15 protein-coding genes are annotated in these 20,327 nt (G+C 67.4%); 8 read left to right on the top strand and 7 right to left on the bottom strand.

Annotation, left to right across the window (positions count from 1 at the left end; all coding sequences use genetic code 11):
* Positions 1-9: 9 nt before the first annotated feature.
* The 7 genes from VV02_RS06810 to VV02_RS06840 are packed head-to-tail and all read left to right on the top strand — an operon-like array spanning position 10 to position 11,367.
* A complete protein-coding gene (locus VV02_RS06810) occupies positions 10-1,680 on the top strand; it encodes an extracellular solute-binding protein (protein ID WP_052590620.1) in 1,671 nt (556 codons plus the stop codon).
* Positions 1,677-2,951: an alpha-L-fucosidase gene (locus VV02_RS06815; RefSeq protein WP_052590622.1), complete on the top strand. Its 1,275-nt coding sequence runs from the start codon at positions 1,677-1,679 to the stop codon at positions 2,949-2,951. Before VV02_RS06810 ends, VV02_RS06815 begins: the two co-directional genes overlap by 4 nt.
* 39 nt (positions 2,952-2,990) lie before the next feature.
* Positions 2,991-4,427, top strand: a complete 1,437-nt coding sequence (locus VV02_RS06820) for a M1 family metallopeptidase (RefSeq protein WP_052590623.1) — start codon at positions 2,991-2,993, stop codon at positions 4,425-4,427.
* Positions 4,424-6,655, top strand: coding sequence for a galactose-binding domain-containing protein (locus tag VV02_RS06825; RefSeq protein WP_218917367.1), 2,232 nt, complete (start codon positions 4,424-4,426; stop codon positions 6,653-6,655). Before VV02_RS06820 ends, VV02_RS06825 begins: the two co-directional genes overlap by 4 nt.
* Before the next feature lie 54 nt (positions 6,656-6,709).
* Positions 6,710-9,136 carry a polysaccharide lyase 8 family protein gene (locus tag VV02_RS06830; protein WP_052590627.1) on the top strand — a complete coding sequence of 809 codons (2,427 nt, stop codon included), beginning with the start codon at positions 6,710-6,712 and terminating at the stop codon, positions 9,134-9,136.
* Positions 9,137-9,181: 45 nt separating this feature from the next.
* The gene (locus tag VV02_RS06835) at positions 9,182-10,573 is read left to right on the top strand and encodes a M60 family metallopeptidase (protein WP_052590629.1); all 1,392 of its coding nucleotides are present in this window, start codon (positions 9,182-9,184) and stop codon (positions 10,571-10,573) included.
* Positions 10,574-10,602: 29 nt separating this feature from the next.
* Positions 10,603-11,367 carry a hypothetical protein gene (locus VV02_RS06840; protein ID WP_157063303.1) on the top strand — a complete coding sequence of 255 codons (765 nt, stop codon included), beginning with the start codon at positions 10,603-10,605 and terminating at the stop codon, positions 11,365-11,367.
* A 371-nt stretch (positions 11,368-11,738) separates the two neighbouring features.
* On the opposite strand, the gene VV02_RS06845 is transcribed toward VV02_RS06840, so the two are convergent.
* The 3 genes from VV02_RS06845 to VV02_RS06855 are packed head-to-tail and all read right to left on the bottom strand — an operon-like array spanning position 11,739 to position 14,523.
* Positions 11,739-12,329, bottom strand: a complete 591-nt coding sequence (locus tag VV02_RS06845) for a LutC/YkgG family protein (RefSeq protein ID WP_052590633.1) — start codon at positions 12,327-12,329, stop codon at positions 11,739-11,741.
* The gene (locus VV02_RS06850) at positions 12,326-13,789 is read right to left on the bottom strand and encodes a LutB/LldF family L-lactate oxidation iron-sulfur protein (protein ID WP_052590634.1); all 1,464 of its coding nucleotides are present in this window, start codon (positions 13,787-13,789) and stop codon (positions 12,326-12,328) included. The genes VV02_RS06845 and VV02_RS06850 overlap by 4 nt, the downstream gene beginning before the upstream one ends.
* Positions 13,786-14,523, bottom strand: a complete 738-nt coding sequence (locus VV02_RS06855) for a (Fe-S)-binding protein (protein WP_052590636.1) — start codon at positions 14,521-14,523, stop codon at positions 13,786-13,788. The genes VV02_RS06850 and VV02_RS06855 overlap by 4 nt, the downstream gene beginning before the upstream one ends.
* Positions 14,524-14,558: 35 nt before the next feature.
* On the opposite strand from VV02_RS06855, the gene VV02_RS06860 reads away from it, so the two are divergent.
* Entirely contained in the window at positions 14,559-15,245 is a 687-nt protein-coding gene (locus VV02_RS06860; RefSeq protein ID WP_052590638.1) for a FadR/GntR family transcriptional regulator, read from the top strand.
* Between the two features lie 96 nt (positions 15,246-15,341).
* Here VV02_RS06860 and VV02_RS06865 read toward each other — a convergent pair whose 3' ends face one another.
* From VV02_RS06865 to VV02_RS06880, 4 genes are read right to left on the bottom strand one after another with little or no spacing between them, the layout of a single operon-like run.
* On the bottom strand, positions 15,342-16,343 hold the full coding sequence (locus VV02_RS06865) for an ABC transporter substrate-binding protein (protein WP_052590639.1): 1,002 nt from the start codon (positions 16,341-16,343) through the stop codon (positions 15,342-15,344).
* 59 nt (positions 16,344-16,402) lie between these two features.
* On the bottom strand, positions 16,403-17,401 hold the full coding sequence (locus tag VV02_RS06870; protein ID WP_052590642.1) for an ABC transporter permease: 999 nt from the start codon (positions 17,399-17,401) through the stop codon (positions 16,403-16,405).
* Positions 17,398-18,993: a sugar ABC transporter ATP-binding protein gene (locus VV02_RS06875; RefSeq protein ID WP_052590644.1), complete on the bottom strand. Its 1,596-nt coding sequence runs from the start codon at positions 18,991-18,993 to the stop codon at positions 17,398-17,400. Before VV02_RS06875 ends, VV02_RS06870 begins: the two co-directional genes overlap by 4 nt.
* A complete protein-coding gene (locus VV02_RS06880) occupies positions 18,986-20,266 on the bottom strand; it encodes an enolase C-terminal domain-like protein (protein ID WP_052590646.1) in 1,281 nt (426 codons plus the stop codon). The genes VV02_RS06875 and VV02_RS06880 overlap by 8 nt, the downstream gene beginning before the upstream one ends.
* Positions 20,267-20,327 lie beyond the last annotated feature (61 nt).

Below are 20,327 nucleotides of genomic sequence, written 5' to 3' on the forward strand. Positions count from 1 at the left end.
ATCGCTCCCATGGCACCACTCCAGAACGTGCATCCCGCTCGCCGCGACGTGCTCCGCGCCGGCATCAGCACCGCGGCCCTGGTCGCGCTGGGTTCGCCGCTGCTCGCCGCATGCGGTGGCTCCGACAGCGCCGCGGCCGGCAAGGCGCGCGCCAGCACGGTCAAGCCACCGACGTACGTCCCGTTTGCCGGGCCGAAGCCGGACCTGGCGGGTACGTCCCAAGGTGTACCCCCGGCGTACCTCACGTATCCGAAGGACCTGGTCCGTAGCGTCCCGAAGCCGCCCCTCTCGGGCGGCACGGTGAAAGTCCTGACCACGACATTCACGCCACTGCCCACGCCGCGCGGCGGCAACGCCGCATGGAAGGAGGTCGAGAAGCGGCTCGGCGGGACCCTCGACCTGACGATCGTGTCGGACTCCGACTACCTGACGAAGTTCCCGACGACGGTCGCGGCCGGCGATCTGCCCGACGTCTTCCTCTATGAGGGCGGCCTCAAGAACCTGCCGCAGTTCCTCAAGGCCAGCTGCGCCGACCTCACGCCGCACCTGAGTGGTGACGCCGTGAAGGCGTACCCCAATCTGGCGCACATCCCGACGGTCGCGTGGGAGACCTGCATCATCGACGACAAGATCTACGGTCTGCCGATCCCGCGTGACATCGTCGGAGGATCCGGGTTCTACAACGCCAAGCACTTCGCCGACGCAGGGGTCGAGTTCCCCACGAACGCAACAGAGTTCATGGCCGCGATGAAGAAGCTGACCAATGCTAAAAAGGGACGCTGGGGCATCGTCAACGCCAAGGGCAACACGATCATGACTCCTGTGAGCCACATGTTCGGCGTCCCCAACGTCTGGCGCGTCGAGGGCGGCAAGCTGGTCCGCAGCTTCGAGACGCCGGAGTACAAGGAGGCGATCGCCTTCGCTCGTCAGCTCGTGCAGGCCGGCGTGACCGTGCCCGGCTCGGACGCGTTCACCACGATCCAGCGGAAGAACGCGTTCAACGCGGGCAAGGGGTCGTTCGTCTACGACGGCCTTCCTGCCTACCGGGAGTACGCGATCGCCGCCAAGCACGTGGACCCGAAGGCTGACATCCGGCCGGCGCTCATGCCCGGCGCCAAGGGCGGCACTGCCAAGGTCTGGGCCGACAACATCGTGCTGGCCTACTCGTTGGTCAAGAAGGGCTCGCCCGAACGGATCAAGGAGATCCTCAAGGTCGCCGACTTCCTGGCGGCGCCCGTGGGCAGCGAGGAGTCGCAGCTGCTCGTGTTCGGCGTCGAGGGCGTCGACTTCACCAGGGATGCCAAGGGCAACCCGTCCCTCACCAAGAAGGGTGAGGCGGACATGACGGTGCCGTGGAAGAACGTCGTCGCCGGCCCACGAGCGGTCTTCTTCGACAACGACCCGGAGCTCGCACGGCGAGTCCACCAGACCCTGTCGACGCAGATCCCGACGGCCGTGGCGGACCCCACCGCCGCGCTCATCTCGCCGACTTACGACAAGAAGAACGAGTCGCTGACCTCCGACTTCAATGACACGAAGAACGACATCATCGCCGGTCGCAAGCCGCTGTCGGCGCTCGACGGCGCCATCAAGAAGTGGCGCAACGGTGGTGGGGACAAGATTCGCGCGGAGTTCGAGAAGGCGCTGTCGGCCGGCTCCTCTCCCAGTGCGACGTCATGAGCGAATCGCCTGCCGACACAGAGTGGTTCACCCACGACCGGTTCGGCATGTTCATCCACTGGGGTGCGTACGCCCTCGCGGCACGCCACGAGTGGGTGCGGGCGTACGAACGCCTCACCGATGAGGAGTACCAGCACTACGTCGACCACTTCGACCCGGACCTGTTCGACCCGGTCCAGTGGGCTGACGAGGCCTGGAACGCCGGCATGCGGTACGTCGTCGTCACGACCAAGCACCACGACGGCTTCTGCCTGTGGGACTCAGCGGAGGGCGACTACACCGTGGCGAGCACGCCATGGGGCAACGACCTGATCGGGCCGATTGTCGAGGCGTTCCGTGCCCGCGGCATGAAGATCGGTCTCTACTACTCGCTGCTGGACTGGCACCATCCCGAGTTTCCCCTGGACCTGTATCACCCGGAGGGCAAGGACGAGGCAGCCGTCGCAGCGGCGACCGACCGGGACATGACGAAGTACACCGAGTACCTCCATGCGCAGGTCCGGGAGCTGCTCACCCGGTACGGCAAGATCGACCTGATGTGGTTCGACTTCTCTTACGAGGGAAGGGGATTCGGCGCAAAGGGGCCGAAGGAGTGGCAGTCCGAACGACTCGTGGAGATGGCGCGCGAGCTGCAACCCGAGATCCTCATCAACAACCGGCTCGGTCTGGGATCGGGCGACTTCACGACTCCCGAGCAGGTGCAGCCGCCCGGTCACCAGCTCGACGGTGAGGCGGCTGCGCCGTGGGAGGCGTGCCAGACGCTCAACGGCAGCTGGGGCTACCACCGCGACAACCTGGACTGGAAGTCCAGCGAGCTGATGCTGCGGATGCTCGTGGACGGGGTGTCCAAGGGCGGCAACATGATCCTCAACGTCGGGCCCAACGGCCGCGGTGACTTCGAGCCCAGAGCCGTCGAACGCCTGCGCGAGATCGGCGCGTGGATGCGCCTCAACGAGCGCTCCGTACGCGGCTGTGGGCCGAGCGAGTACGTCCCGCCGGTCGACGCCCGCTACACGCAGAACGGCAATCGCCTTTATCTGCACCTGTTCTCGTGGCCGATGCGCTTCGTCCATCTGCCCGGTCTTGGTGGCCGGATCCAGTACGCCCAGCTGCTGCACGACGCCTCCGAGGTGCGGCAGATGGTGATCGATCCGCACGAGCCGGCGCACATCTATCTGCGTGGACTCCCTGCCGATACCGCGACCCTCCAGCTGCCGGTGACGCCGCCGGACATCACCAACCCCGTCATCGAGATCTTCCTCGCTGACTGAGCAGATCCCGTCAGTCGCTCCGACCCCGAAGGAACAGCGATGAGAGCACGGATTGTCTGTAGTGCCTTGGCCCTGGCCGTGATTGCCGGCGGGAGCATCGGAGTGCAACCGGCTGCCCACGCCGCCTCGGACGAGCCGTCACCGGGTTCGTCCGGCCTCGGCGACCCGCTCTTCCCGTTGCTGGGCAACGGCGGCTACGACGCGCTGCACTACGCGTTGACCTTCGACTACGCGCCGAGCACGCGCACCTTCGCCGCAGCCAGCGTGATGACCGCCCGGGCGACGCAGAGCCTGTCCCGGTTCAACCTCGACTTCGACGGGCACACGCTGCGTTCGGTGAAGGTCAACGGCCGGATGGCGACGTGGGTCCGCGACGGCGGCGAGCTGGTGATCACGCCCGGACGGCCGCTGCACCGTGGCGAGAAGTTCACGGTCGAGACGGCGTACGACGGCACACCCACTGATCCGTACGTCGGCCTCACCGGCTGGGTGCTTGCACCGGACGGCGGGTTCGCCTCGGCGGTGCAGGCTTCTCGAGCGGACACCTTCCTGCCGGTCAACGACCATCCGTCCGACAAGGCGACGTGGTCTCTGCACGTAGGCGCACCAAAGGGATTCGTCGGCGTGGGCAACGGCATCCTCGACTCGGTGCGCCCGCGTGCGGACGGCGGCAACGTGTGGTCGTTCACGGAGCGGGAGCCGATGGCGTCCGAGCTGCTCGGTGTGAGTGTCACGAGCGGCACCTACCTGCGCGCCAAAGGACCGCACAACCTGCCGCTGAGGCACGTCGTCCCGGTCGGCCAGGAGGCGACGTACGCGCCGGTGGTCGCGCAGACATCGCGTCAGATTGCTTGGGCCGAAAAGCGATTCGGCCGCTACCCCTTCTCGACGTATGGCGTGCACATCTTTCCGGGCTACCGCGATGCGCTGGAGAACCAGACGATGTCGCTCTTCGGCCCCAACTGGTTCACCAACGCATCGACGTCCACGAGCTACACCAACGTGATGGTCCACGAGCTGGTTCATCAGTGGTTCGGCGACTCGGTGACGCCCGCGACCTGGCAGGACGCGTGGCTCAACGAGGGGCCTGCTGTGTTCTACGCGGCGCTCTGGGACGAGGAGGAGGGCCGGAGCACGCTCGAGGGCAAGATGCGGACGGCGTACACCAAACTCGATGCTGTCCGTAAGACCGACGGCCCACCCGGAAAGCCGCATGGGCTGGGCGGATTCAACATCTACGACGGCGGCGCAGTGGTCCTCTACGCAGTCCGTCAGCAGATCGGTACGACCGCTTTCGACCGAGTGATGCGCACGTGGGTGCAGAAGCACCGGCACGACAACGCCTCGACCGAGGACTTCATCGAGCACGTCACCACGGTCGCGCCCCAGCCCGGGCTCGACGCCTTCTTGAGGGACTGGCTCTACGGCCTGTCCAACCCGGCGATGCCCGGACATCCCGAATGGAGCCAGTCATGACCTCGACCGCTTCTCGCGTCCTCCTGGCCGCGACCCTCGCCGTGGCCGGCGCTGTCCCGGCCGCCACCGCGCACGCGGCACCCGGACCGAAGACGTTCTACGCCTCGGCCGACGGGCGCGGTTCGGCGTGCAACCAGGTGCGACCGTGCTCGGTCTCGTCGGCCAAGGCCAAGGTCGCCGGTGCGATCGCGGACGGTATGACCCGCGACATCCGGGTCGTCATGGCAGGCGGCCGCTACACCACGCCGCTCACGCTGGGATCCGCCGACTCCGGACGCGGGAAGCAGCGCGTGACCTGGGCCGCGGCAACCGGTGCGCGGCCGGTCTTCGACGGGGGCGCCCGGCTGACTGGGTGGCAGCCGGGATCCGACGGCCGATGGGTGGCGAAGGTCCCCGCCGGCGTCACGCCGCGACAGCTCTTCGTCAACGACGTGCGCGCCGAGCGCGCTCGCGGGGATGCGTGTGCCAAGACCGTGTGCGACGCGACCAAGGACGGCATGACCGGAGCGGTCGCGTCCGGCGTCGCTGGGTGGTCGCGACCGACCGACGCGGAGGCGGTCATCAAGGTGAGGTGGCGCAACTACCACTGCCGCATCGCCGGTGTGACGGGCGACGTACTGACCTTTGCGCAGCCGTGCTGGACGAACTCCAGCAGCGGCACCAACCGCACCGGACCCGCCTGGGACTCGACCACCGTCGACTCCACGCGGTACGACGGGGTCGCCTTCTTCGAGAACGCACCCGAGCTGCTCAACAAACCAGGCGAGTTCGTCTGGAACTCCGCGAGTCGTACCATCACCTACCTGCCGCGACAGGGCGAAGACCTGCGCCACGCAACGGTTGTCGCGCCACAGCAGGAGTCGATGATCGTCCTCGACGGTGCGCGCAACGTCACTCTTGAGGGCCTCGCGATCCGGCACACGGCGTACGACCAGCCGAGCACGGACGAGGGGTACGCCGGGATGCAGGCGGGTCTGACCCTCACCGGTGCGACGGGTCCGGTTGATCACGCGGGTCGCTACTACACCAAGCCGGCTGCGGCGATCCGTGTCTCTGGTGGGCGTGGAATCTCGTTGACTGGTCTCGATGTTCGGCATCTCGGTGGCGCGGGAGCGATCCTGGAGAAGGGCACTCAGCAGTCGACGATCACACGGTCGACGTTCGATGACCTGTCCTCGGGCGCGGTCTATGTGGGAGACACCGAGCCGAACCCGGCAACCGACCTGCAAAGCATCGGCAACACGGTGTCGTACAACACGATTCGCGACATCGGTGTCGACTACACCGATGCGGTGGGGATCTGGGGCGGCTACGAGATCGGGCTGAAGGTCGAGCACAACAGCCTGGAACACCTGCCGTACAGCGGCATCTCGGTCGGCTGGGGCTGGAACCAGCCGGAGGCCCAGAAGCCCGTCTCACGGGACAACATCATTCGCGCCAACCGCATCCTCGACGTGATGCGCGTCGAGGACGGACAGCACGACGGCGGTGCGATCTACACGCAGGGCCCGCAGCCCGGCACGGTGATCAGCGAGAACTACATCAACCGTTCGGCGTACGGCAACACCGAGCGTGACGGCAACGGGATCTACCTGGACGAGCAGTCGTCGTACATCACGGTGGAGCGCAACGTGATCACCCGCGCCGCATACAAGTGGGTCTCGAACTGGGCCGGCTACGGCATCGAGAACATCGCGCGGCACAACTGGGTGGACACGGATGCACCCGCGCTGTCGGGCCGCGGGTCGCAGCTGGTGGACAACCTCACCAAGCTGGAGACGCTGCCTGCCGATGCGGTGGCCGTGGCGCGTGCCGCGGGTGCGCGGCCGGACGCGGTCGAGCAGCTCAAGCCCAACCTGGCCCGCCACGGCGTCGCATCACAGTCGTCGAACGAAGGCTCCGCCACGGCTGCTGCGGCCGTCGACGGCAGCACGGTGACCGATAGCCGAACGCAGTCAGCAGCAAGCTCCTGGTGGCAGGTCGACCTGGGCAGCGAGCAGTCGATCAAGCAGGTCGTGCTGTGGAACGACGCCGGCATGACGACCCAGAACGTCGACGTGCTGGTGTCCAGTAATCCTGACTTCGCCGGCGCGACTCGCGTCCACCTCGACGGCAAGGCACTCCGACCGACCGAGGTCGACCTGTCGACCACGGGTCGATACGTGCGAGTGCAGGGTTCGGCGTCGGTGGGCCGAATTGGTCTCTCGGAGGTGCAGATTCACCCTTGATCGGCAGGAGCCTGGGGGAGTGACAGAGCCATCCACAGCTAGTGAGGACTTCTCATGGACCACAACACGACCCCCGGTGTGCGACGGCGCACGGTGCTGCAGCTCGGCGCTGCTGGAGCGCTTGGCCTCACCCTGGCCACCCGCGGCGTCCCGAGCGCGGCAGCGGACACCGCGAGTGAGCTCGCCACGCTGCGCGCCCGTCGCCGCGACATGCTGACGGGCGGCGTTCTGGACACCACCCACCCGGCGGTTCGCAAGGGACTCGCCACCCTTGCGGACGACGTGACCGAGGTGAGCTCCGCACTGCTGCGCGCCACCGATCGCACCAGTCTGTTCGCGGACCTTCCGTTCGCTGGTCAGACGTCGACGGTTCGTACGGCCAACATCGGCACCAGCTATCGGCGTCTGACCACTCTCGCGCTCGGTTGGGCGACACCGGGACTGACGACGTCAGGGAGCGAGTCGATCAAGGCTGACCTGGTCGCTGCGCTGAGGTTCCTGCACGACGTCGGATATCGCGCGGGCCTGAGTCCCGTTGGCAACTGGTGGTTCTGGGAGATCGGCAACCCGGCCGAGATCGCGAGCATCCTTGCGCTCGCGTACGACATCGTGCCGGCCGCGGACCGGACGGCCTACCTCGCCGACGTGCGGTACTTCGCACCGAATCCCAACCGCCGGGGGCGTGGCGGCAGCATGGCCGAGACCGGGGCGAACCGCAGCGACAAGGCGCTGGCGTGCGTGGTGCGTGGCATCCTGGACGAGCGGCCTGACGAAGTCGTCCTCGGCCGCGACGCTCTCAGCGACGTGGCGGACGGCGGGCGCAACAGCCTCTTCCGGTACGTCACCAGCGGCGACGGCTTCTACCGCGACGGGTCGTTCATCCAGCACGACAAGCTGCCCTACGTCGGGACGTACGGCAACGTGGCCCTGGCCGGTTCGGGCCAGCTGATGTCGCTGCTCAGCGGCACGACCTGGGCGGTCACCGACCCGCAGAGGTCTGTCCTGCTGGACGCCGTCGAGTCGAGCTTTGCGCCGTTCGTCCGCAGCGGTCGAATGATGGAAACCGTTCGTGGACGGGCAGTCTCACGCCAGAAGGAGTCGGACGCGGTCGACGGGTTCGGTGCCGCGATCAACTCCCTGATGCTGGCGACGACCACCGGCGAGCCGTACGAGCGCCGCTTCAAGAGTCTCGCGAAGGGCTGGATCGAACGATGCTCCGCCGACTCCCTCGGCACCGCGACGCTCCCGCAGCTGCGGCTGGCGCTGCCGGTCCTGGACCAGTCGAGGGTGAAGCCGACGCCTGAGTGGGTCGGCCATCGTCAGTTCGCCGCTCAAGAGCGATCGGTGCACCACCGACCCGGCTGGGCGTTCACGGTCAGCACTTCGTCCTCGCGCATCGGCCGTTACGAGTGGGGCAACCGGGAGAACAACGAGGGCTGGTACCAGGGCGACGGGATGACGTACCTGCACCTGGACTCCGACCAGGACCACTACGCCGACGACTACTGGCCGACCGTCGATCCCTACCGGCTGCCCGGTGTGACCAACGGTGACGAGCCACGAGCCAACGGAGCGACCGACGGCACGGGGATCCCGTCCGCGTACCGCCCGTTCGCCGGAGGTGGATCGATCGATGACCGCTACGGCCTGATCGCGATGGATCACGAGGGCTACGACCACAACGTGCGCGCACGCAAGTCGTGGTTCTGCCTCGACGACATGGTCATCGCGCTCGGCTCGGGCGTGACAGCAACCGGCGGCCGTCATGTGTGGACCACGGTCGAGCAACGCAACCTCGGCGCAAGCGGCAGCAACGCCGTGCAGCTGGACGGCGCGATGGCTGTGACGAAGGCCGGCGACACCACGGCGGGGCGGCCGTCGTGGGTCCACCTCGACGGAGTCGGCGGCTACGTCCTGTTGGGCGACAACAGGATTCAGCTGACTCGGCGGGAGCGGTCGGGCACGTGGCGCAACATCAACTCGGGTGGCGACACGGCCGGAGACGACGTCAGCCGCACCCGCTCGTACGTCTCGCTGGCCATCGACCACGGGACGGACCCGACCGACGACACGTACGCGTACGCCCTCCTCCCCGGGGCGTCCGTCCGGACCACCCGCCGGCTTGCGGCCAACCTGGGAGCCAGGGTCCTCACGAACACACCCGACGCCCACGTGCTCGAGGTGCGACGACCGAAGCTCCTCCTGGCGAGCTGTTTCGCGGCGGCGAACACCCCTGACCTCGTCACAAGTGCGAGCTGCGTCGTCCTCGCACGCGAGACCGGCCCGCGGACCCGCATCGTGATCGGCGACCCGAGCCGTACCACTCAGACCGTGACCGTCACGTTGCCGAAAGTCAACAGCCGCAGGGTCGTTCGCGCCGACTCAGGAATTCGGCTGATAGCCACCAAGCACGGCACGACGATCGAGGCCGACCTCGGCGGTCGGGCTGGAGCGACCCTGTCCATCGACCTGTCCCACTGACTTGACCCGCTGACCGACCCGTCAAATCCCAACCCTGGAGGAACGATGATTCGTCATGCCCTGAACCGATCCGTCCGCCCCGGTGTCGCGGTGAGCGCGGCCGCCGCGCTCACCGCGCTCGGGCTCGTCGCTGCACCAGCAGTCTCGGCAGCACCGGTCGCCGAGAGCCACACATCGTGCAGCACCTGCGTGGCCAAGCGGTCGCATACCTTCACGATCCCCGCGCTCGAGAGTGCCCGGGACACCGAGCTGCTCCGCACGCAAGACTCGCTCAGCGCCAGTGACCTGCGCTCGACGGGGTTCTACCTCCCCGCGGGCACCGCCCTCAACGTCGTCGTGCACAGAGGCAGCACCCCACCCACCCTGGTGGTCGGCGCGCCGGACGCTGACGCGCGGACGGAGTACAAGGCGCCGCGCGAGTACCCGCTCGCCGTCGGTCGCAACACCGTCACCGACCCGGGTGGTGGTGTGGTCTACCTCAAGCTCGTCGGATCCGCAGGCGGCGCGAAGGTCAGCATCGGCGACGCGGCCCAGCCGATGCCGTACTTCAAGCTCGGCTCGACGACCGAGGCCGACTTCCAGCGTCAGCTCGACACCCAGCTCACGCCGTACGTCGAGCTCAAGAGTCCGCACGCGACGGTGACAGTCGAGCGGGCGTCCGCGTTGACGTACCGAAACGAGAACCACGCCGCTCTGATGTCGACGTTCGAGGACATCATCGGCATCGAGGACGCGACCAGCGGCTACGGCACGGGCAAGCCCCAGGATGCGCGACTCGTGCACCCCTACCATTTCGTCGGCTTCCCCTCGGCGATTCCGAACGTCGGTGCATACGCGACGCACGGCCACATGTCGTTCCCCCCGCCGATCCAGGACCGGCTGCTCACGGTCGAGGGACTGCGTACTCGTGGCTGGGGGATCTATCACGAGCTGGGGCACCAGCATCAGCAGATCACCTACAAACCGGACTCGCTCACCGAGGTGACGGTCAACATCTACTCGCTCGCCGTGAACGCGTCCTTCGCCAAGAAGTACGGCCAGGTGCCGCGTCTGCACGTGGCCGACGCCAAGACGGGAAAGACGCCGTGGGAGAGCGCGATTCCCAAGTTGCGCTCTGCCGGAGTGAGCTACAAGACCACCTTCGACCCGTACGAGAAGCTGGTCATGTTCGAGCAGCTGCGCCTGACCTTCGGTGACGACTTCTGGCCGCGGCTGCATCAGCTGGTCCGGCAGGAGAAGCCTGCGGCCGGCACCTACACCGACGAGGCTCTGCGCCTGCGCAACTTCGTCGTCCTCACCAGCCGCGTCGTCGGCTACGACCTGAGCGACTTCTACCGGGCCTGGGGCTTCCCCGTCGATGCAGATGCAACCGCACAGCTCGCAGCACTTGGCCTCGGCACCTCGCCGATCGATCCAACAACCACTACCGAGAGCTGAATCCATCTGGAACTGAAGGGAATGCAACGATGATTTCCACACTTCGCAAGGCTGTCCTGGTGCTGTCCGTCCTCATGGTCGCAACGGTGTTCAACGGGCCGAAAGCCCTCGCATCGCCGACCGGCACACTCGACTGGTCGATACCGAACGCACCGACCAGCGGGTTCAAGCAGATCAACTACTACCTGACCGTGCAGGGCATGTCCGACCAGAGCGGTTGGTACTTCGCCTACCAGTTCACCACTCTGGCTGGGCAGGGTGGCTACATCGGCCTGCAGCCCAAATCTCGTGATGCCAATGGCAATCAGGTCCTGCAGGCGGTGTTCAGCAACTTCTCGTCGGGCTCGACCGAGAACGACGCCAACTGCGTGCCCGGCGCCGACGGTGGAGCGGGCGTCAGCTGCTCGACACGGTTCACGCCGACGATGGGGCACACCTATCGGATGCAGGTACTTAATCGCGGCGGCGGCACCTGGGAAGGTGTCGTCTCCGACATGACGTCGGGCGGCCCGTTCATCCACATCGGCACCTGGACCCTCACGGACCCGGCGCTGATGCGGGCATCGCAGGTCTCGTGGGCCGAGCGCTACATCGACGGGTACAACTGCAATCTCGCGGACATCCCGTACTTCAAGGTCACCTACCGGTCGCCGATCGGCTGGGGCACAGACAACGTGCAGCGCGACGGCACGCTGTCGTCGGCTCGTGAGGGTGGCCCGTGCACCGGTTCGCAGGGTTTCTCAGCCAGCGGCTCCGGCACCGCCGTCACCGTCCAAGGAGGCTCCACCGGCTGATCCTCCCGCTGGTCGAGTAGGCGAGCCCGACCCCGCTGGTCGAGTAGGCGAGCCCGACCCCGCTGGTCGAGTAGGCGAGCCCGACCCCGCTGGTCGAGTAGGCGAGCCCGACCCCGCTGGTCGAGTAGGCGAGCCAGACCCCGCTGGTCGAGTAGGCGAGCCCGACCCCGCTGGTCGAGTAGGCGAGCCCGACCCCGCTGGTCGAGTAGGCGAGCCAGACCCCGCTGGTCGAGTAGGCGAGCGCCCTGGCGCGAGCCGTATCGAGACCCGGTGAACGCGTGCACCGGGTCTCGATACGTCTCGGCTAGCGCCTCGTCTACTCGACCAGCGGTGGGCGCGCTCCGGCTACTCGACCAGCGGTTTCGGGCCGGCTACTCGTCGATCAGGACGACGTGCAGCGTGCGGGGGCCGTGCACGCCCTCGACGCGCTGCAGCTCGATGTCACTGGTCGCGCTGCCGCCGCTGATCCAGGTCTGAGGACGCGTGGGGTCGAGCACGCTGGTCGCGTCGGGCACATCGGCAACGATCTGGTCCGCGCGGACGATGCACACGTGCAGGTCCGGCAGTAGCGAGATCGCCCGACGCCCTTGTCCCGCACCGTGATCCAGCACGAGCGTGCCGGTCTCGGCGATGGCGACCGTGGCGGTGGTCACCACCGCCCTCACCTGATCGAGGGCTGCCCAGCTGAGGTCGTCATCCGGTACGCCGTCCGGGAGATCCCACGGCAACCCCGCGGGGACGACGTACGACTCTTCGGCGGGCAGCGCGGCCCGGATCGTGTCGACCACCTCGTCGGCAGCGCATCGAGTGACCGTTGCGCCGTAGTCCTCGACTCGCTCGACGAAGAGGGCACTCGCATCGCCTTGGTCACGAGTTCGCTTGCGCAGCAACGGTGCCGGTGCCTCGACCGCATCGGTGAGCGCACGTCGTACGGCGCCGAGGACGCCCTCGCGACTGGTCATGACTCGCTCCCGGACTGCTTGCGCCACCACGAGCGGAACGGCTCCCGCGCGGGCAGCGGCAGGTCGCGCGCGCGTGTCCACGCCGCTGCACCTGGAAGCGGCACGGTCTGAGAGACGCGATCTCGCGAGCGACCGAGAGCAGCCCGCGCGACCCCCGACGTACGGAGTGCTCGGTCAAGTCGGCGCGAGTCGGACAGCGTCCAACTGGCGGCCTTCATGGCGAGCGCCTCAGCCTTCGGACGCCGGTCACCGCGATGCCCGTCGACCACCTTGCTGCGTAGGTGCACCAAGACCTCCGGGATGTCGATCCGCACCGGGCACGCCTCGAAGCAGGCGCCGCACAGCGTGGATGCATAAGGGAGAGAGTCGGTTTGGGCGTCCACCCCGGTGCCCTTGAGCAGCGGGTTGAGGATGGCACCGATCGGGCCGGGATAGACCGAGCCGTACGCGTGCCCGCCGGTCCGTTCGTAGACCGGGCACACGTTGAGGCAGGCCGAGCACCGGATGCAGCGCAGCGCCTGCCGGCCGACCTCGTCGGCGAGCGCGCGGCTGCGTCCGTTGTCGAGCAGGACGACGTGCACTTCCTGCGGCCCATCGCCGGGCGTGACGCCGGTCCACATGGACGTGTAGGGGTTCATCCGCTCGCCGGTGCTGGACCGGGGGAGGAGCTGGAGGAAGACCTGGAGGTCGTCGTACGTCGGCACGATCTTCTCGATGCCGACGACGCTGATGAGCACCTCGGGCAGCGTCAGGCACATCCGGCCGTTGCCCTCCGACTCGACGACCACGAGCGTGCCGCTGTCCGCGACGGCGAAGTTGGCGCCCGAGACCGCGACCTTGGCGCGCAGGAATTTCTCGCGCAGGTGCAGCCTCGCGGCGGCCGCGAGATCGGCGGGAGCATCGGACAGATCCGGTGGCGCGGCCCGGCCCGAGTCGCCCATCCGAGCGGCGAAGATCTCGCGAATCTCCGCGCGGTTGCGATGAATTGCGGGCACGAGGATGTGTGAGGGGAGGTCATCGCCGAGCTGGACGATCAGCTCGGCGAGGTCGGTCTCCCAGGCGGCGATGCCTTCCTCGGCGAGCGCTTCGTTGAGGCCGATCTCCTGAGTGGCCATCGACTTCACCTTGACGACCTCGTCGGCGTCGTGCGCGTGAGCGATGGTCGCCACGATGGCGTTGGCCTCGGCGGCGTCGCGCGCCCAGTGCACAGTCGCCCCGGCTCGCGTCAAGGACTCCTCGAGCTCGACGAGGTAGTGATCGAGGCGGGACAGCACGTGATCCTTGATGGCAGCGCCGTCGACGCGCAGCTGCTCCCAGTCGTCGACCTCGGCGACCACGCCGGCCCGCTTGTCGCGGATCGTGCCGGTCGCGTGGGCGAGGTTGCGGCGCAGCTGGGTGTCGCGCAGCGCGTGCGCGGCGGCGGTCGGGAACGGCGGCATCCCGACAAAGGTGCGGCTCATGATCCGACCTGCGTGCTGGCGAGGACCTCGGCCAGGTGCATGGTGCGTACGCCGGCCTGCTGGCGGGAGAGCAGCCCACCGATGTGCATGAGGCACGAGCTGTCGCCGGCCACGAGGACCTCCGCGTCGGTGTCGCGCACGTGGCGCGCCTTGTCCGAGCCCATGGCAACGGAGGTGTCGGAGTTCTTGACCGCGAATGTGCCTCCAAAGCCACAGCATTCGGTCGCCTGAGGCAGCTCGACGAGGTCGATCCCGCGTACAGCCTCCAGAAGTCGGCTCGGCCGGTCACCGACGCCAACCATCCGCAGAGAGTGACACGTCGGGTGGTAGGTCACGCGGTGCGGGAAGTACGCGCCCACGTCGGTGACACCCAGGACGTCGACCAAGAACTCGGACAGCTCGTAAACCGTTGGTGCCGTTGAGCTCACAGCGGCCACGAGGGCTGCGTCACCGGATCGCCTTGCGACGATGGCGTGTTGATGACGAGCGCAGCCCGTGCACGAGCCGGACGGCGTGACGACGGCGTCGTAGCCCTCGAAGACATCGACGAAGTTGCGGACGACGGGCACCGCCTCGTCGAGGTAGCCGGTGTTGATCATCGGCTGCGCGCAGCAGGTCTGACCGAGCGGAACCTCGACATTGACGCCGAGTCTGCGCAGGAGCGTGAGGGTCGCGCGTGCGGTATCAGGGAAGAGGCTGTCGTTGAGACAGGTCACCTGCAGGGCGACGTTCACCGGCGTTCCTCCTTTGTCCTCGTAGGATCGCACTCATGGCCGTGACGGATGAAGCCATTCTGAGCATCAAGGGCATGCTCCTCAGTGGCGAGCTCAAACCGGGAGACCGGCTGCCCCCGGAGAAAGAGCTGAGCGATCGGCTTGGGTTGTCCCGCAACTCGCTGCGCGAAGCAGTCCGAGCGCTCGAGCTGATCAAGGTGCTGGACGTCCGTCGTGGCGACGGCACCTACGTGACCAGCCTGGAGCCCCGGCTCCTGCTCGAAGCGATGACCTTCGTCGTGGACCTGCATCAGGACGCCTCCGTGCTGGAGCTGTTCGAGGTGCGCCGGATCCTCGAGCCCGCTGCAGCCGCGCTGGCCGCGCGACACGCGACTCGTGAGGACACCCAGGCCCTGCGGGCGATGCTGAGCGAGGTCACTGAGCAGACGCCCATCGAGGATCTCGTCGCGCACGACATGGCGTTCCACCGGCTCATCAACGGCCTGTCCGGCAACGTCTCGCTGAGCAGCATCTTGGAGGGGCTGTCCGGAAGCACGCTGCGAGCCCGAATCTGGCGCGGCTTGACCCAGGACAACGCGGTGGCCCGGACACTGGCCGAGCACCACGCCATCGTGGACGCGATCGAGTCCGGGGACGCCGACCTGGTGCGTTCGTGCGTCACGGTCCACATCAGTGGCGTGGAGCGGTGGCTGCAACAGCAGGCCGGCCCGAACCCGAGTTGATTGGCGCGGCTCCTCCTCCGGTCGCGGTCGCAGGCTCCCGCGCGCCGGCATCGTCGCAGCTTGCTGGATGCGGACGACGAGCCGGCGCGCTGAGCATCACTTGTAGAGGACGGCCTGGATCTTCGGGTCGGTGATGTTGGTCTTGTCGTACCAGTAGTAGCCCGTGTCGATCGTCTTGGGCAGGGTCTCGCCCTTGATGGCCTTCATGGCCGCGCGGACGACCTGCTGGCCGATGCCGACCGGGTTCTGCGTGATGGCACCGGCCTCGGTCCCGTTGCCGATGGCCGTGAGTTGCGCCTGACCAGAGTCGAACCCGACCACCTTGATGTTCTTCTTGCCGCTCTCCTGTACGCCCTTGATCACGCCGACGGCAGAGCCCTCGTTGGCGCCGTAGATGCCGGCGATGTCGGGGTGGGAGGAGATGATCGACTTGGTGATGTCGGCGGACTTCGCCGGGTCACCGGCGCCGTACTGCACCGGAAGCACCTTGATGCCAGGGGCATTGGCCTTCATCCAGTCCAGGAAGCCGTCCCGGCGGTCCTGACCGGTCACGCTCGTCTGGTCGTGCACGACCAGGCCTACGGTGCCCTTGTTGCCGATCAGTGCGGCCATCCGCTTGGCGGCCTCGGCTGCCGCAGCCTTGTTGTTGGTCGCGGCGGTGGTCAGGGGGATGTCGCCCTCCACGCCCGAGTCGAAGGCGATGACGGGGATGTTCTTGGCCTTGGCGTCCTTGAGTGCGCCGGCGGCCGCCTTGCTGTCGAGCGCGGCGAAGCCGAGCGCGGCCGGCTTCTTGGCGAGCGCGTTGGTCAGCATCGTCATCTGACCCTCGACGTCCTGCTCGGTCGGCGGGCCCTCGAAGGTGATCCGCGCGCCCTGCTTGGCCGCCTCGGTCTCCGCGCCCTTCTTGACGGCCTGCCAGAACTGGTGCTGGAAGCCCTTGGACACGATGGCGATGTACGGCTTCTCGCCGGCGGCAGGCTTGGACGTGCCACCTCCTGCCGAGCTCGTCGACGAGTCGTCGCTCTCGAATCCGCACGCGGCGGTCAGACTGACGGCGGCGACAATGGCGACGGCTGCGCCGAAACGACTGCTACGCATGGTGACTCGCTCTCTCTGGGTTAGGGATGTCGTACGAGCGTGGTGGGCCTGGCGGGCCCTCACGCTTCCTTCTTGCGGACCATGTCCGCATACACGGCGGCGATGATCACAGCGCCGAGGATGACGCTCTGCCACTCCTGGGGGATGGACATGATCTGCAGCCCGTTGTTGAGCACCGAGATGATCAGTGCGCCGATGACGGTGCCGACGATCGAGCCCTTGCCGCCGGCCAGCGAGGTGCCGCCGATGACGACGGCCGCGATCGCCTGCAGCTCGTAGCCGCTGCCCGTGGCGGGCTGGGCCGAGCCCAGTCGGGCTGAGATCATCACGCCGGCCAGACCGGTGAACAGGCCGGCGAGGGTGTAGATGATCAGCTTCCACTTGCGGACGTTGATCCCGGACAGCGCGGTCGCGTCCTCGTTGCTGCCGATCGAGTAGGTGTAGCGACCGAGGACGGTCTTGCTCAGCACTACTCCGGCGACCACGGCGGCTATCAGGAGCACCACGACCGCGTTGGGGAAGTTGACTCCGGGGAGCACGTCGCCGGTCGAAAGGCGTTGGTACGCCGGGTCATCGGTGAAGTAGATCGGTCGGCTGTCGGCGATGACGAGGGCCAGCCCCTGGGCCACGAGCATCATGGCGAGGGTCGCGATGAACGGCGGCAGCTTGAGCACCGCGACGTTGAACCCGTTGACGAGACCGATCAGTCCACCGAACAGCACCGCGCACAGCACGCCCAGGGGGACCGGCAGGCCCCAGTTGACGATGAACACACCGGACATCACGGCACACAGGGCCATCCCCGTCCCGATGGACAGGTCGATCCCGGCGGTGATGATGACGAACGTCGTGCCGAGCGCGAGGAGTCCGATCACCACCGTCGCGAACAGGATGCTGGTGATGTTGTCGTAGGTGAAGAAGTTGTCGCCGGCGATTGAGAAGAACGCGAAGATCACGATCAGGCTCGCGAACGCAAGGAGCTGCTGGAGCCTGTCCTTCACCGCCTGGCTCAGGCCGGTAGCCGGCGCGGCCTCGTCGGGCTGGAGCACGGTCGTCATCGGTCGGTCCTGTCCTGGTCGGTGCTCGGGTCGGTGCTCTCATCAGATGCGGGCGGGGCCACGAGTCCCAGCTCGACGGCGTCCTCGACGTGCTCTGCCGGTCTCAAGGTGGCGAGGTGCATGACGGCCTCCGGAGTGGCCTCGTCGTGGCTGAGGATCCCGCTGACCCGGCCCTCGGTCATGACCACCACACGGTGCGACATGCGCAGGACCTCTGGTAGGTCTGAGCTGATCATGATGATCGACTTGCCTTGTGCTGCAAGGTCGTTCAGCAGGTTGTAGATCTCGGACTTTGCTCCGACGTCGATGCCACGAGTGGGTTCGTCGAAGATCAGCACGTCGCAGTCCTTGACGAGCCACTTCGCGATGACAACCTTCTGCTGGTTGCCGCCGGAGAGGTTCTTGGTCGTCTGGCGCACGGACGGTGTCTTGACGCCCAGCCGCGTGACCATGTCCTGCGCAGTCGACTGTGCGGCCTTCGCTCGCACCAGGCCCCAACGGCTGAACTGGTCCTGCAGCGAGGTCAGCACGATGTTGCTGGTGACCGTCTGATTGAGCAGCAGGCCCAGCTGTTTGCGGTCCTCGGACAGATAGCCGATGCGGAGATTGGCCGCCTCAGCAGGGTTGGAGATGCGTACGTCCTTGCCGCGCAAGCAAATTCGCCCGCCGCTCATGCGGTCTGCGCCGACAACGGCCCGGGCGACCTCGGTCCGGCCGGCACCCATGAGTCCGGCGAAACCGAGGATCTCGCCCTCGCGCAGGTCGAAGGAGACGTCTCGCAGCAGATCGCGGGTGCTCAGGCCGTCGACCTCGAGCACGACGGGTCGGTCCGGCTGGATGCCGACCGGCGTTGCGGAGGTGTCGACCGCGCGCCCGACCATCAGCGAGATGACCTGGTCCAGCTCGGCATCGGCGGTGTCGACGGTGTCGACGTAGTGGCCGTCCCGGATGACGGTGATGCGATCGCTGATGGCCTTGAGCTCGTCCATCCGGTGGGAGATGTAGATGATGCTCGTGCCCGCGTCGCGGTAGCGGCGGATGAGGTCGTGCAGGGTGGCGACCTCCGCGTCGTTGAGCGCCGCAGTCGGCTCGTCCATGATCAGCACGCGCGTCTCGTGCGACAGCGCCTTGGCGATCTCGACCATCTGCTGCTTGGCGACGGTCAGGTTGCTGACGAGGGCGGTGACGTCCAGCGGCAGGTCCAACCGCTCGACGATCTCGCGCGCCTCACGGTTGAGCTGTCGCTCCGAGATCAGCACCCGCCCCTGCCGGGGCTCGCGTCCGATGAGGATGTTCTGGGCCACCGTGAGGTGCGGCATCAGGTTGAGCTCCTGATGGATGATGCCGATGCCCAGGTCCATCGCGTGCTTCGGGCTGGTCGGCGCGTAGTCCTGCCCGTCGAGCACGAAGCGTCCGGAGTCGGGGGTGTAGATCCCGGACAGCAGCTTCATCAGTGTGGACTTGCCGGCTCCGTTCTCGCCGACCACGGCCAGCACCTCTCCGTGGCGGAGATTGAGGTGCATGTCCTCCAGCGCACGGACTCCGGGAAATCCTTTACTCACATGCTCGACCTCGAGCAGGAACTCAGACATCAGTGGCATACCTGTGGGCTTCGATGGACGTGGCCAGCATCTCGGCGCCCGCACCGGCGGCCCGCGGTGCTTCGTAGCATCCCGCACGAATGACCACCGGTGTGACGAAGTGCTCATGCAGATGGTCGACGTACTCGATCATCCGGCCATCCGTCGTGCCGGAGACCGCGACGAAGTCGAACATCGACAGGTGCTGCACGGCCTCACACAGCCCAACACCCCCGGCGTGCGGGCAGACTCGCACGCCGAACCTCGCCGCGAGCAGCAGGTTGGCGATGTTCTCGTTGACGCCGGCCACGCGGGTCGCATCGATCTGGAGGACCTGCAGTGCGTCGGCCTGGAGGAACTGCTTGGCCATCACGCGGTTGGCCATGTGCTCGCCCGTGGCGACCGGGATCGGAGCGACACCGCGGGCGATGGTCGCGTGGCCGAGCACGTCGTCAGGGTTGGTCGGCTCCTCGACCCAGGCGATGTCGTACGCCGCCAGGTCCTTCATCCAGTCGATGGCTTCCTGGATCTCCCAGCGCTGGTTGGCATCGACCGCGATGGCGATGTCCGGACCGACGACCGAGCGGGCGATCTCGAGCCGGCGGAGGTCCTCGGACCGGTCGCCGCCGACCTTCAGCTTGATCTGCCGGAAGCCCTCGTCGACGGCCTCCTTGCACAGCCGGGCGAGCTTGGCGTCGTCGTAGCCGAGCCATCCGGGAGTCGTGGTGTACGCCGGGTAGCCGTCCGCGAGCAGCTGCGCCGTACGCGCCTCCCGGCCGGGCGCCGCGCGGCGCAGGATGTCCAGCGCGTCCTGCGGGGTGAGGGCGTCGGTGAGGTAGCGGAAGTCGACGAGGTCGACGATGTCCTCGGGCGTCATCGAGCTGAGCAGCTGCCACAGGGGGAGGCCCGCGCGCTTGGCTTTGAGGTCCCACAGCGCGTTGACGGCGGCGCCGATGGCCATGTGCATGACGCCCTTCTCGGGCCCGAGCCAGCGCAGCTGGGAGTCGTGCACGAGGCGGCGCCAGGTGGTTCCCATGTCGTCCAGCAGCGGCTCGACCTCCTGCCCGACGAGGTAGGGCGCGAGGCTGCGGATGGCGGCCACCTGGACGTCGTTGCCACGTCCGATGGTGAAGACGAACCCGTGCCCGGAGGCGTCGTCGTCGGTGCGGATGCGGACGTAGGCCGCGGAGTAGTCCGGGTCCGGGTTCATCGCGTCCGAACCATCCAGCGACACCGACGTCGCGAAGCGGATGTCGTCGGTGTCGAGCGCCACGATGCGGCTCAAGCCAGGCTCCTCTGGGTCGCGGGTACGGTGATGGGGCTCACAACAGCCGACACTAAACATC

It is taken from the genome of Luteipulveratus mongoliensis, assembly GCF_001190945.1.
Taxonomy (GTDB): domain Bacteria; phylum Actinomycetota; class Actinomycetes; order Actinomycetales; family Dermatophilaceae; genus Luteipulveratus; species Luteipulveratus mongoliensis.